General features: G+C 46.7%; 8 protein-coding genes and 1 pseudogene. 4 read left to right on the forward strand and 5 right to left on the reverse strand.

Annotated features, from left to right (window positions below; all coding sequences use genetic code 11):
- Positions 1-33: 33 nt before the first annotated feature.
- A complete protein-coding gene (bglX, locus tag DYE26_RS09860) occupies positions 34-2,199 on the reverse strand; it encodes a beta-glucosidase BglX (protein ID WP_036623900.1) in 2,166 nt (721 codons plus the stop codon).
- Positions 2,200-2,667: 468 nt separating this feature from the next.
- Between bglX and DYE26_RS09865 the strand changes: the two genes are divergently transcribed.
- The 3 genes from DYE26_RS09865 (at position 2,668) to DYE26_RS09875 (ending at position 5,766) form a co-directional block, all read left to right on the forward strand.
- Positions 2,668-3,918, forward strand: coding sequence for a sugar ABC transporter substrate-binding protein (locus tag DYE26_RS09865; RefSeq protein ID WP_036623901.1), 1,251 nt, complete (start codon positions 2,668-2,670; stop codon positions 3,916-3,918).
- A 105-nt stretch (positions 3,919-4,023) separates the two neighbouring features.
- A complete protein-coding gene (locus tag DYE26_RS09870; RefSeq protein ID WP_036623902.1) occupies positions 4,024-4,911 on the forward strand; it encodes a carbohydrate ABC transporter permease in 888 nt (295 codons plus the stop codon).
- A 24-nt stretch (positions 4,912-4,935) separates the two neighbouring features.
- On the forward strand, positions 4,936-5,766 hold the full coding sequence (locus DYE26_RS09875) for a carbohydrate ABC transporter permease (protein ID WP_036623903.1): 831 nt from the start codon (positions 4,936-4,938) through the stop codon (positions 5,764-5,766).
- 55 nt (positions 5,767-5,821) lie between these two features.
- On the opposite strand, the pseudogene DYE26_RS09880 reads toward DYE26_RS09875, so the two are convergent.
- From DYE26_RS09880 to DYE26_RS09900, 4 genes and pseudogenes are all read right to left on the reverse strand, one after another.
- Positions 5,822-6,905: pseudogene (locus tag DYE26_RS09880) on the reverse strand (GerAB/ArcD/ProY family transporter).
- Between the two features lie 208 nt (positions 6,906-7,113).
- Positions 7,114-8,400, reverse strand: coding sequence for an MFS transporter (locus tag DYE26_RS09890; protein WP_036628354.1), 1,287 nt, complete (start codon positions 8,398-8,400; stop codon positions 7,114-7,116).
- A gap of 414 nt (positions 8,401-8,814) precedes the next feature.
- Entirely contained in the window at positions 8,815-11,304 is a 2,490-nt protein-coding gene (locus tag DYE26_RS09895; RefSeq protein WP_036623904.1) for a glycoside hydrolase family 31 protein, read from the reverse strand.
- 28 nt (positions 11,305-11,332) lie between these two features.
- A complete protein-coding gene (locus tag DYE26_RS09900; protein ID WP_036623905.1) occupies positions 11,333-12,703 on the reverse strand; it encodes an MFS transporter in 1,371 nt (456 codons plus the stop codon).
- Positions 12,704-13,106: 403 nt separating this feature from the next.
- On the opposite strand from DYE26_RS09900, the gene DYE26_RS09905 reads away from it, so the two are divergent.
- Positions 13,107-13,985: an AraC family transcriptional regulator gene (locus DYE26_RS09905; RefSeq protein ID WP_036623906.1), complete on the forward strand. Its 879-nt coding sequence runs from the start codon at positions 13,107-13,109 to the stop codon at positions 13,983-13,985.
- The last annotated feature ends 100 nt before the right edge of the window (positions 13,986-14,085 follow it).

A 14,085-nucleotide genomic window follows, 5' to 3' on the forward strand; every position in this document is an offset into this window, starting at 1 on the left:
CTCATTCATTTATTTCTATAGGCTATAAGCAAGCTATAAGCGCAGACTGAAGCGCAGGCCCGCCGCGTCTCTGCTGTTGGGTCCGACGTAAACGAGAAAATCCCCCGCGTCGCTTGCAAAAGTCAAATCGGCATGATGGTAACGCAGCTGCGGCTCTGTCAGCGCAAACGCCACTTCCCGGGCCTCCCCCGGCTGCAGCAGGATTTTGCGGAAATCCTTCAGCTCTTTGACCGGACGCACCACATCCCCCGCCAAATCGCGAACGTACAGCTGCACCGTTTCTTCGGCAGCCACGGCTCCGGTATTGGTCACCTTCACCTTGATCGTCAGCGGCCGGTCCGGGGTCATTTCGGGCGACGACAGCTCGGGTTCGCCGTAAGCGAACGCGGTATAGCTCAGACCGTATCCGAACGGATACAACGGTTCGTTGGGCATGTCCAGATACTGCGACACGTAACGCACCTGCGCGTCCGGCGCATCCTTGGGGCGGCCGGTATTGAAACTGTTATAGTAAACCGGGATCTGTCCCGCCGCATAGGGAAAAGACATCGTCAGCCGGCCTGCAGGCTGCACGTCGCCGAACAGCAGGTCGGCGATCGCGTGGCCGCCTTCGCTGCCGGGGAACCAGGCCTCGAGCACGGCATCGGCGCGGTCCGCTACGCCGTGCAGGTCAAGCGGCCGGCCGTTGAACAGCACGGCCGCCATCGGCTTGCCGAGCTCGGCGAGACGTTCGATCAGCGCCAGCTGCGCCTGCGGCAGCCGGATATCTCCCCGGCAGCCCGCTTCGCCGCTCATCTCGGAGCTTTCGCCCAGCGCCAGCACGATGACGTCGGCGCCTTCCGCCGCCCGAAGCGCCGCTGCGAGCTGCCGGGGGCTGGCCTCCTCGATGCCGCAGCCTTCGGCGACGGCGATACGGCCCGTGCCGATCTTGGCGGCGATGCCGTCGTGCAAACGGACCGCGGCCTCGGTCGACCCATGCCACGACCACGGCCCAAGAATGTCTCCGCTTTGGGCGAACGGACCGATCAGCGCGATGGATTGATCGCGCCGCAGCGGGAGCACCCCTTCGTTTTTTAGCAAAACGCAGGATTTCGCCGCCAGCTCGCGCGAAACGGCCCGATGCTCGCCGCAAAACACGATTTCCGCTTCCCGCGCCGGATCGGCTCCGCGATACGGATTGTCGAACAATCCCAGCTTTTGCTTGAGCTGCAAAATCCGCAGCACGGCTTCGTCGATCAGCTTTTCCTCGATGACGCCGTTTTCCGCCAGCTCCGCCAAATGCTTCATATAGCAGGTCGTCATCATTTCGATGTCGATGCCCGCTTCGATGGAGCGCAAGGCGGCTTCCTTCTCGTCGGCGGCGGCGCCGTGCGGAATCAGTTCCTTGACGGCGCCCCAATCCGAAATGATCACCCCGCCGAACCCCCATTCCTCGCGCAGCAGCCGGCGCAACAGCCGTTTGTTGCCGGTCGAAGGGATGCCGTCCACCGTATTGAACGAGGCCATGACCATTTCGCAGCCCTCATCCAGCGCGGCTTTGTAAGCCGGCAAATAGTATTCGCGCAGCTGCCGTTCCGACAGGTCGACCGTATTGTAGTCCCTGCCTCCTTCCGCCGCGCCGTAGGCGGCGAAGTGCTTGACGCAAGCGGCGACGCGGCTCGTGTCGTTTTGCAGGTCCTTGCCTTGAAAGCCCCGCACAAACGCCCGCGCAAATTCTCCATTTAAAAACGGGTCCTCCCCCGTCGCTTCCATAACCCGCCCCCAGCGCGGATCGCGCACCAGATCGGCCATCGGGGCGAACGTGACGTGAACGCCCGAAACCGCCGCTTCCCGGGCGGCGATTTCGGCGCTTCGTTCCGCCAGCTTCAAGTCCCAGGAACAACCGATGGCCAGCGGAACGGGAAAAATCGTTTTGTAACCGTGGATGATATCGGCCATGATCAGCAGCGGAATGCCCAAACGGTTTTTACGCAAATGAGCCTGTTGAACGTTGATGGCTTCCTGCGCCCCCGACAATCCGAGCACCGATCCCGTATTCCGCACGGTTTCCTCGGAAACGCCCAGCCCCTCCATCGGGCCGGTGATTTCTCCTTCCGTCTTGGCCCCTTCGAAAAACGGCACCGCCAATTGCAGCAGCTGGCCGATTTTTTCCGCAAGCGTCATTTGCTCCACATAAGTCTCGATAGGTTGCCGCTTCATTTCATCCCCACCCTTATTCATACTTAACGATATCACAAGATAATCGAAACGTTTCAATTTACGGAATAAGTGGATTATATATCGAATCCTCGAATACGTCAATTTCAATTGAATGCGATTTCATAAACTGTCGAAACGTTCTAATATAATCAATTTAACATTTTAAGAAAATTTATATTGCCGAAAAAAATCTATTGAATACGATTACATTCTGTTTTATAATGAATCGAAACGTTTCACTAGCTTCTCGTTTACGGATAAAACAATCTATCTTCATTGAAATCGAAACGTTCCAAGAGAACCGTGCCGCTTGCATTGGCACACCATTAGTTTACGACAAGGGGACGACTTTCACTCGAAGGCAAGGAGGTGCTTATCCCGTCAGCTAGTTTACAAGCTTTTTTGTATAAATTCACTTCTGGAATCCTCATATTACTTACAGCAATTATTGAAGAAAGGACGATCCTTATGTGGAAAAAAACAGCAACGACTATTTTGGCAAGCTCGCTGGTTCTCGCCGGCATTCTTACCGGTTGCGGGTCAAACAACAACACGGCTTCCGGCGGCACCAAGCAGGTAGAAATCAGCGTGTGGGCGATGGGCGATGAAGCCAAAGCGCTGCCGCAAATTGCCGGCGATTTCATGAAGGAAAACCCGGACATTAAGGTCAACGTTCAGGCCCTGCCATGGTCCAATGCGCACGACAAGCTGCTGACGGCCGTCGCTTCGAAGAAAGGGCCGGACGTCATCCAGATGGGAACGACCTGGATTCCGGAGTTTGCGGGCGCCGGAGCCTTGCTTGATTTGACTTCCCTGGTGGATCAATATCCCGAGTTCAAAGAGGATCAATTTTTTACGGGTGCCGTGAACACGACAAAGTACGACGGGAAAATCGTAGGGATTCCGTGGTATACCGAAACCCGCGTGCTGTTCTACCGCACCGACCTGCTTAAAGAAGCGGGGTACGATCAAGCCCCGAGAACCTGGGAAGAGCTGCGCGCCGCCGCCAAAAAGCTGGCTGAACGCGGCCAAGGCAAATACGGCATCAGCATCGACATGAAAGAGCAATCGCTGGCGTTTATGTTCGCCCGCCAAAACGGCTCCAAGCTGCTGGACGACCAAAACAAACCGCTGTTCAACCAGCCCGAGTTCGTGGAGGCCGTTGAATATCTGGACGGATTCTTCAAGGACGGTTCGGCTCCTGTCGACGCGGGGCTGGACGCGGTGCAGGGACTTAGAGGCGATGGCATCGTTCCGATGTTCATCAGCGGTCCTTGGAATATCAACTTGATCCAAACGCAAGCCCCGGAACTCGAAGGAAAATGGGCGGTCGCCCCGCTGCCGGCCAAAAAGAACAACATCTCGGCGTTGGGCGGCTCCGACTTGTCGATATTCCAATATACCAAACATCCGGATGAGGCATTGAAGTTCATTCAATATATGAGCAAACCGGAAACGCAGGTCAAGTGGATGCAGTTGACCAAATCGCTTCCGACTAACGTAAAAGCGTGGGAAGACCCGTCGTTGAAAGACGATCCGAGCTACCAGGCCCTTAAGCAACAGCTTGAGCATTCCGAACCGATGCCGCTATTGACAAGCTGGGAACAAATTGCCCAAACGTATTTGAAGAGCTTTGAACGCATCGTCCGCGGAGGTGCCGACGTCCAAAGCGAAATGGACGTTTTCAACGCCGAAGCGGAGAAAATCCTGAACAAATAACAGCAGCCGCGATACCGCCGAAACCCGCCGGGCAGCCTAGGCTGCCCGGCAAACCGCGGTTTGGCCTAGGTTTAAGAAGCGCATAAATAAAGGAAGTGATTCTCAATGAAAGGCTTATCGCAAAAAAACGCCCCTTATGTATTCGTTGCGCCGACTTTGATTCTGCTGGCATTATTTTCGCTGCTGCCGATCACCATCGCGCTCGTCATCAGCTTTACCGACATGGATATGGCCGGACTGGCCGACTATTCGAACATCAGCTTCATCGGCTTCGACAATTACAAGGAAGTTCTGCAAGATCCTTCTTTTCAAAAATCGATTTTCAACACCTTGTTCTACGTTATCATCGGCGTTCCGCTCGTGATCGTCATTTCCCTCATGATCGCTCTGTTGATCAACGCCGGAAGAGCCCGCATTTTCAAAGCGTTCCGGGTTATTTTCTATATGCCGTCGGTCACCAACGTCGTGGCGGTCGCCGTCGTCTGGAGCTATCTGTACAACCCGTCGCTGGGGCTGCTCAACTATATTTTGACTTCGCTTGGCCTGGGGCCTGTCCCTTGGCTGCAGGATCCGGTCATGGCGAAAATTTCGCTGATCATCCTGGCCGTTTGGCGGGCAATCGGCCTCAACATGCTCATCTTCATCGCCGCGCTCAAAGGCATCTCGAAGACGTATTACGAAGCGGCGCAAATCGACGGAGCCAGCGCGTGGCGGCAAACCTGGTCGATCACCATCCCCCTGCTGCGCTTTGCCATCTTCTTCGTGTCGATGACGACGATGATCGGCTGGCTGCAATTCTTCGAAGAGCCGTTCGTCATGACCAACGGCGGTCCGCTCGACGGTACGCTGTCCGTGGCCCTGTTTATTTACAATAACGGTTTTCAATTCAGTAAATTCGGATATGCCGCGGCAGGATCCTTTATTTTGTTTTTTGCGATAATCCTGATTACGCTCGTGCAATACAAATTCCAAAATAAGGAAGCGGATGTCTGATGCCATCCCGGGAGGTGTATACGCATGAAAACCAAAACCTCTGGCGATAAAACGCTGCAATGGCTGTTTGGTATCCTGCTGGGCGTGCTTGGCCTGCTGATGCTGCTGCCGTTCGTTTGGATGATCTTGTCCTCGTTCAAGACGGAAAGCGAAGTGGCGCAAATTCCGCCAACGTTGTGGCCGCAGCAGTTTACCCTGAACAACTTCCGCGAGCTGTTTGAAAATATGCAGTTCGGCATTTATTTGCGCAATACGTTGATCATCGTCGTCTTTTCCTTTCTCGGATTGTTCCTGAACGCGCTAGCCGGCTTTGCTTTTGCCAAATACCAGTTTAAAGGCCGGGACGGCTTGTTCTACCTCGTGCTGGCCACCATGATGATTCCCGGTCAGGTCACGATGATTCCGGTCTATCTGATCCTGAACATGATGAGTCTGACCAATACGCTGGTGGGGATCGCGCTTCCGAGCATGGTTGGCGCCTTTGCCATCTTCCTGTTCCGCCAGTTTATGTCGACGATTCCCGACGAACTGCTGGAAGCGACCCGTTTGGACGGCGCCGGAGAGTTCCGTATCTTCCTGCAAATCGCCTTGCCGATCTCCAAATCCATCCTGGCTGTGCAGGGAATCTTGGCCTTTATCGCCGGCTGGAACAGCTTCCTCTGGCCGATCATCATCGCCAACGACGAGAAGCTGTATACGCTGTCGGTCGGCTTGCAGCTGCTAAAAGGCCAGTACGCGGGAAATTTCGCGCTGCAGATGGCGGGTTCGGCATTTATGGTCGTACCGATTATCATCATCTTTATCATTTTCCAGAAACACATCATCGAAAACTATTCGATCTCAGGGATGAAATAACCCCGTCCTGGCATGAGAAAAACCGCCGGAGAAATCCTCCGGCGGTTTTTTGATATCACATCCCATCTTTCTCCTGCACTCTATTTGGTTTTAGAGCCCCCAGTTTGCCGCGGATCCATGCCGTCAGGAAGAGAATAAAGCCGAACACTACCAGCGAAAAATCGAACCAAACATGACTCGTCGCCAAATAATGAGCAAAATCAGCAGCGCCGGAAAGGCCCCAGAAGCTCACGACCAAAGCCAAAAATCCAAGCGGAAAGGCAAGCGCCCGATAATCCTTGAGTCCAATCCATTCGGCCATTCCCGTCACCGCCGCATAGAAATACGCGGCCAATTCGATAAACGTCCCCGGCAGCCATACAGCCAGCAGCAAGGCGTCAATGTGCTGAAAGAACTCACCGAGTCCAATATAACGAACGACTTCGATAAACGGATAGTTTAATGTACCGGCATACTCGCCAAAAAGAAAAACGGACACAAGTCCGGACGCCGCAAGTGTAATCATTTCCCCAAACCAGGCCGTCAAAACGAAAAACGCCGCTTTCCGCTGATTCGACAATAACGGGAAATACAATCCCAACAAAAGATAGCCGGAGAACCAGGTGAACGGAACGATGGCTCCCTTAAGCGAAGGAACCGGTCCGTTCCCCATGATCGGCAGAGCGTTTGATACGTTCCATTCAGGGATGGTGAGAATACTCAGCAGCGCGAACACTACGATCGTAACCGGCAGAAACAGCTGGGCCAGCCGCCCCAGCACCGCCCCCCCTGACCGCATACGCCACAAGAAACATTATTCCGCCGGCGGTGACTAGGGAGGGGGAATTCTCCAAAAATACGGAGGAAATAAAATCGCTGTAAATCCGTAGAATAACGCTGGTCAGGTAAGCGGTGTAAAACACGATGATAAGCCCCGCCGCTTTACCCGGCAGCTTTTCTAACACCCGCTTGCTGTAAGCGATGCTTGTCTCTCCCGGAAACATGCGGCCGAGCTGCAGCATGGCCAGCACGAAGGCGATACCGGCCAGGTGCACAGGCGACAGCCATAAATCCCGCCCCGCAGAAATCTTCCCTTTTTCCACCATCCGCAAGCCCCCCGTCAACATAATAGCCGAGTAGCCGATATGTGATTTGCACATTTTTTCCTTATTACGTTATTTTAGCCAAAAAAAATCCCGATTTCATTTCATTAAAAAAGGCGCTCCCCAACACTTCGGGAACGCCCTTCTTGAACTAAATGCCTTTAAAATGTATTTGTTCATCCACACCTTAAGGAGGCTTTCGAAAAAATCCGAACTGGGGCCATACTCTTGATGACGTATGACCCGTATTACGAATGGCACTGCTTCAAATCCCTGAACCCTTGACGGTTGGATGATCCACTTGCGCACTTTCTTGAAAATCCCTCCGATAGAACAACCCGATCAAGACAGCAATTGTCGTCATAGCCGCAGCCAGCAAATACACTTGTACCATTCCAAAACGGTCCGCATACCAACCCAGGAACAATAAAGATAAACCAAAGCCAAGGTTCGTAAGCACGTCAATCCCTGCCATTACTTTGGGGAGCTGAGCCGCCGGAGCACTTGTTTGCAGCAAGGTACGGCGAATAATCCCGGCCATTTGCACCGGTAATCCGGAGACGGCAAAAAGAACAAGCGCAGCGGCCGGAATCGTATTGAGAGCAAACACTACCGTAATCAGCACATACACGAACAATGCTCCCAGCATGTACAAATAACTGTTTTTTTGCAACCGTTTGACCAAACCAACAACAACCAGCCCGCCCAGAATCATCCCGGAGAAAAAGGAAGCATTCATAAACCCCCACCAGCTTGCATCCTTATGCAGCACCTGAGTTACATACGCCAGAATAAATACACCAAGCCAGGAGGTTCCCCCAATGGTGTCTATACTGTCCACGATCATCAGAGAACGAATGCGGCGGTTATGCCAAATAATCCGCCATCCTGCCCCAAGTTCTTTCCAATGCGAGCCCTTTGATTCGGCTGCTGCCGGCGGCTGAGTCGCGGGTATTGGAGATTCGGAGCCGGATTCCCGATCATCCAGCGGATCACGAATGAATGTAGTGACCGCTGCAGCCAACAAATAACAACAGGATGCGATCAAAAGCGTATTCAGTGAACCGAGCCAGGCTACAGCAATCCCGCTGAGCGCCCATCCTGCACATTTAACTACCTGATCGCTGACGGCTACCAAGCTGTTCGCGCGCATGAGTCCCTCACCGCTGGCCAAGCGGGGGACAAGCGCATTTCGCGCCGGGTTGGTCCAGCCGTCCAGAAAGGACATGCCAAACACCATCACAAAAATGAAAAGAAACGACCCTTGCCCGGGGTTGGTCCACAAGTAAAGAAACAGCAGTGTAAAAATGATAAACTGCCCTAGTTGGGAGAACAGCAAAATCCGCGTGAGCCTGAATCGGCTGAGAACTATAGGTGCGACCAGCCCGCTAACCACTTGGGCTGACAAACGGAACAGCGGAATCAAAGTGGTCTGCATTAAAGAATTGCTAGAGCTGAACACCAATACCGTTATACTCAACATGTAGATAATATCTGCAACATTGGAGATCGTCTGAGACCCCCACAGATAATAAAAAGACCGCTTGATCAAAAAAATTACCCCTTTCTTTTGCTTAGCCTTGCTGATTTTCAATTCCTTTATATGTAAATTCTATAAAATCCTTAAATTTCCTTCTTTTATTCATAAAGGAAATTTATTGACCACTCTAAGATTTTGTCAGTCCTATGTACATAAGCAATAAACTAAGTCCTCAGCCAAACAAAAAGGCTCGTCATTGCCTTAGAAACTACAAACAGAAAAACCACCGGAATCCAGTGAAACTTGGAATCCGGTGGTTTTTAGCTGAAATGAAATTTATCGTAGCGGCTTGTCATCTAAATCTGGATTTGTCATATTAATTCAAACATGTAAAGAAATCGGCACATTTAAAGAGCGAAGAAAACGGATGCTGACGAATCCGGGCGGGGAGCCTCGGCCGGCGATCGTCCCAGTCCAGTTCGCCAATTAAATGGAAATTAAGTCCTTTACACTGAAATTAACATGAAGATCATAATTTTCACCGAGATTCGGATATTTTATTTTAGCTATTCTTTGCTCGGTGTCAAAATACCAGCCTTCTTCGCTTAATTCCCATTGTTTTTTATCCAGTAACATGGGCAGCTTAATATCTTTTAAGCATATTTGGACCGGGGCTACATCTCTGCATATTAAATCGATATTAATTTCTTTAGGTTGTTTGTTATAGTTACCTTCTTTTTCAAAAGTAATTTTAACTCCATCCGTTTTTTTCACGGATACTAAGGTTTTTAAGTATTCGCCATTTTTATAATTATTAGTAATACCATCATCTTCATATAATACAAAGCTGGATTCCTCCGATGGTTCTATTAAAAATTTAAGTTTATCAATCGAATCGTGATGAATATTCATTAAGCCTTCACTGATCGGGATAATGGCTCCACTTCTAATGAACATAGGAATTGAATTTAATGCAACTTCTACTTCAATAGTTTGCCCTCCTTCATAGACCTGTTTGGTATTCCAATCAAACCAAGCGGCTCCTTCCGGAAGGTACACCTTTCTTGTTTTTGCCCCCCTTTCAAGGACGTTGGCTACTAATATAAAACTTCCGAACATAAAATCAAAGCTTTCTTCAGACACTTTTTTATCATTTTCAAATTCATAAACTAAAGGTCTCATGACCGGATCACCTTCAGTTGATGCTTCAAATAGCAGGGAGTACAAATAGGGTACTAATGTATATCTAAGCTTTATAGCTTCCCTAATATATTTTGTATAGGATGGATACATCCACGGTTCTGTAACGGTATTATCATTGTTGCAGGAGTGTATGGAGAATCTTGGCTGAAAAATTCCGTTCTGAACCCATCTTACAAATAGCTCCGGCTCAGGTGCCGGACCATAAAAGCCTCCTATGTCGCAGCCTTGATTGGCAACTCCTGACAGTCCCATTCCAAGTATTACGGGAATATTGAATTTTAAGCTCTTCCAGCTTGTACTGTTATCTCCGGCCCAGGTTTGGGCATAACGCTGAATTCCCGCAAATCCGGCTCTGTTGATGATATATGGTCTTGTATTTGGATCTGCTTCCGCTATGGTTTCTTTTGCCGTAAAAGCCATTAGATTAGGCATGATTGGCCGTAAAGCACTCACTTTTTGCTTCATACCTTCAAAATGACAAACAGCTTCGGAATTGTTTATTTCATATTCATTGTTATCATTCCATATCGATGTAATCCCAAGTGAAACTAAAGCTTGTTTTAGGTGCTTTTTCCATAATTCTCTTCCTTTAGGATTGGTAAAGTCCACAAAGGAAGCCGGGCCTCCCCAATATCTGTCAATTTGTGACTTTTCTTCTTTTTCATCCTTTATGTAGGCCCCCGCTGCGGCAAATTCCTTGTATAAAGGGTGAGAAGTCAGCATACCGGGTTTTACGTTGGGCGCTAGACAAGCCCCTTTTTCCTTTACTTGACCTACAAATTGTGCAGGATTTGCGAACCGATCAAAATTCCAGTTAAAAACGTATCTTTTATTATTTTCTCCTGTCGTATATCCTGATGACATAAAGAAACCGTCACAAGGAATTCCTTCTGCCTTGCATTTATCAAGAAACTGCAGAATAGCTTGATCCGAGTTTCTATCCAATTCCGTATAATACATGGTTGAACCCATATATCCCAAGGAATACTTTGGAGGCAGTGCAGTTTTTCCCGTTAAATCCGTGTAGTTTCTTATAACATCCTTTATTTTCGGGCCATAGATAAAGAATACGTCCAGCTCTCCGCCGTCGGCGCAAAAGTAACTATACTTATTCCAATAACCGCTTCTCTCACATCCCATATCAAAAACGGAATCAAAGGAATTATGATAAAATATTCCGCTGGCTATGCTATTTTTTTTGTTAAATTTGATATAGAAAGGTATATGCTTATAGAGCGGATCTGTATGCTCTGAATCATATCCTACAGTATCAACATTGTGCATTCTTAATCTTTTTTTCTTCTTGTTTAGGTAGCCTGTTTTTTCTCCAAACCCATAGAAACAATCTTCGTCATCCATACAGGAATAATGATAGAGTCTTCCGTGAGCATCTTTTACATAGGATTTTTCTTTCAAGTCGGAATGCAACACATTGCCTTCCTTATCTGTAATCTCTATAGCAAAAGGCTCTTTGTATATATTTACTTTTAACTTTTTGGTAGATAGCCGAATATAAGTGCCTAAATCCTCGTATTTGCTTCCAACTGCCCGTACTCTCTTTCTTTCCTCGCTTAGCAAGCCATCCATTTTGTCTTCCCACGCAGTCATAATCAGGGAATAGGATGCTTCCTCCGCAAATTCTTCATCAAAAGTACAACGAATTCTTACAATTTCATCATTTAGTAAGACAATTCTATATTTAGCGGCATCGGTATCAATATTTAAATAGTTATCGTAATTTTTTATACTTATCATTTTATTGCTTATTTTCATTGGTTTTCCCTCCTAAAAGTCAATCAAACTATTGGATCGCTTTAGCTTCTTTTCTTGCGCTTAATTCCGCTAAAATATGCTTATATTTATCATCTGTTAAATTATACAAGAATACAAAAGTCAAAATAGCAATTCCTGCTCCAATAGCCGGGTACAGAAGCATTAATGATTTTATTCCAGCTAATGTTTCGGCTGATTGCTGAACATTAGGAATGTATCCAATCAGACTCAAAACCACTCCTGGAATAAATCCGGCTAAAGCTTGTGCAAGCTTTCTGCAGAAGCTAAAAGTAGAATAAATAATTCCTTCGGTTCTTTCTCCTGTTTTCCACTCGCCGTATTCGACGGCATCGGATATAAATGCCCAGGTCATACCGTTCATGAAAGCCGTTCCAAACCAGGCTATAGAAGAAAATGTTATAAATACAGCTTTATTTCCGGGAAGCATGTAATTTATTAGATCGCCGGCCACCCATATGCCCAATCCTGCTAAAAAAGTAGCTTTCTTTCCGATTTTTTTAACGACAAGCGGCATTACAGCAACGCCTATCAATGAACAGCCGATACTTACGAAATTTAAAGTTGCTGTTAAGTTTGCATTACCGAGGACATATTGAGCATAATATACCATCATACCTACCTTCAGATTGTAAAAAGATATGGTTAATAAGCTCATCAGATTCAAGATCATTAGCGGTTTATTTGAGAAAAGCACTTTAAACATTTTGCTTATAGGTTCTTTTTTCTTCTCCGGAGCGTCAACTCTTACATGTTCTACCGTATATTTATAGCAAATTAAATGAAAAACCGTACCAATCAAGGCCATTAATCCCATGACTACCGGATAACCTACTTTGGAATCGGAAAAATTCAGTATTAGAGGTATTACGGCTACCCCTGTGATCAGTACGGCCAAATTGGAACCGGCCTGTCTGAAGGAAGCCAGCTTGGTTCTTTCTACTGAATCTTGAGTCATCGCTGCTGCTAATGAACCATAGGGTATATTTACAAAAGAATAGGCTAATCCAAACAGCATGTAGGTAATATAAGCAAAGGCTATTCTTCCGGCCATCGATAGATTCGGAACTAAAAAGCATAGTACCGTAGTGATTGCCAGAGGCAGTGTGCCGTATAAAATAAACGGCCTGAATTTTCCTCTTTTCCCTATTTTCTTTCTGGAGTCTACAATCGTTCCGACAGTTACATCTGCAAAAGCGTCAAATATTTTTGATATTAAGAAGACAGTTCCTCCAACCACCGCCGGAATATTAAGCACATCCGTAAAGAACTTCAGCAGATATGATTGCCCTAAATCAAACATAAACCCATTTCCCAAATCCCCAAATCCATAAGCAAGCTTTTCCTTCAAAGGCAATTTTTGTTTTGGATTGCTTTCCATACATAGCCCTCCCGAAAAATATGTTTTATATATTCTGATGAAATAGGCTGCATTTCATCCAAATATCTGGAAATGCCTTTGTTAAAGCGCTTACTTGTTAGCGCTTACTTTATGGTTTGAATTTTTCAAGCACCATCTGCGCCATAGCAGGCTTTTGGCTTAATTCCTGTTCCACAATTGCAATTAATTTCACAAACATGTTTTTAATTATAGATAAATGACGATAAAAAAATATGTTTTAATTGCTTCAAAACTTGTAAAAATTGCTGTAGTAAAATATCATACAGCTCATCTTCGCATGTAATTATTATTCTATTCGCCAGTTACAACGTTTTTCAGTAGAACTCTTCAGTAATCTTAGTTACAATTTATACAAGTCATTGTGCTGAAAAGGGGACCACGAATGAAAAGAAATTTGCATAAGTTTTTTACTCGCAAATATATGATTTCCAGCGATTATGAGGTTTTTCACTTTTTAAACTCCGATATTCCTTTGTTGTATTTACATCATCATGATTTTTATGAGATTTATTTATTTATTTCCGGAGACATTACTTATTTGATCGAAGGCAAATCCTACGATATAAAACCGGGTGACATTATATTGATTAATACAAAGGAGCTCCACCAAGCAGTTATTAATAGTATGAAAGTCCCCTATGAACGGATTGTACTTTGGATAAACAAATCCTTTCTCCAAGAATTATCATCCCAAGAAACGGATCTTACTTTATGCTTTGAAAGCGTTAAAAAAAGAAATGTAATAAGAGCGGACATTGAATTTCAGCAAAATGCGAAGACACAGCTCAATAAGCTGTTAAGTCTTGAAAACCACCAAGGGTTAGGCAAAGATTTGCTATATAAGGCCTATATTGCGGAGCTTGTCGTAAACTTAAGCAATCTTGTTTTGAACGACACATCAAACCTGGATATTTCTGTAAAGAAGAGCATTCTCATCGATGGGATAATTGAGTATATTAATGATCATTTAGAAGAAGACATCTCCATTGATGAACTTTCCAAACAGTTTTATCTCAGTAAATTTCATCTATCCAGGGAATTTAAAAAGCATACAGGCACCACTATTCACAGGTATATGGTGCAGAAGAAATTAATTAAAGCAAAAGAGTTAATTCTTAAAGACTATCCAATAAATAGTGTTTACAAACAGTCAGGCTTTGGCGATTATTCAAATTTTTTTAGAGCTTTTAAGAATGAATATGGTGTTACTCCAAAGCAGTTTTATGAACTGATGGTTGCGTCAAATTTGAATAAAAATTAACGATATAAGCGGTGATTACATTCTCTACAGCCTTGACTCCATTGAGGCCGTTAAGCTGGCTGCGATCAAGGGACACGGTGCTGCATTTCTGCCGTATTTG

Source organism: Paenibacillus macerans, assembly GCF_900454495.1.
Taxonomy (GTDB): Bacteria; Bacillota; Bacilli; order Paenibacillales; family Paenibacillaceae; genus Fontibacillus; species Fontibacillus macerans.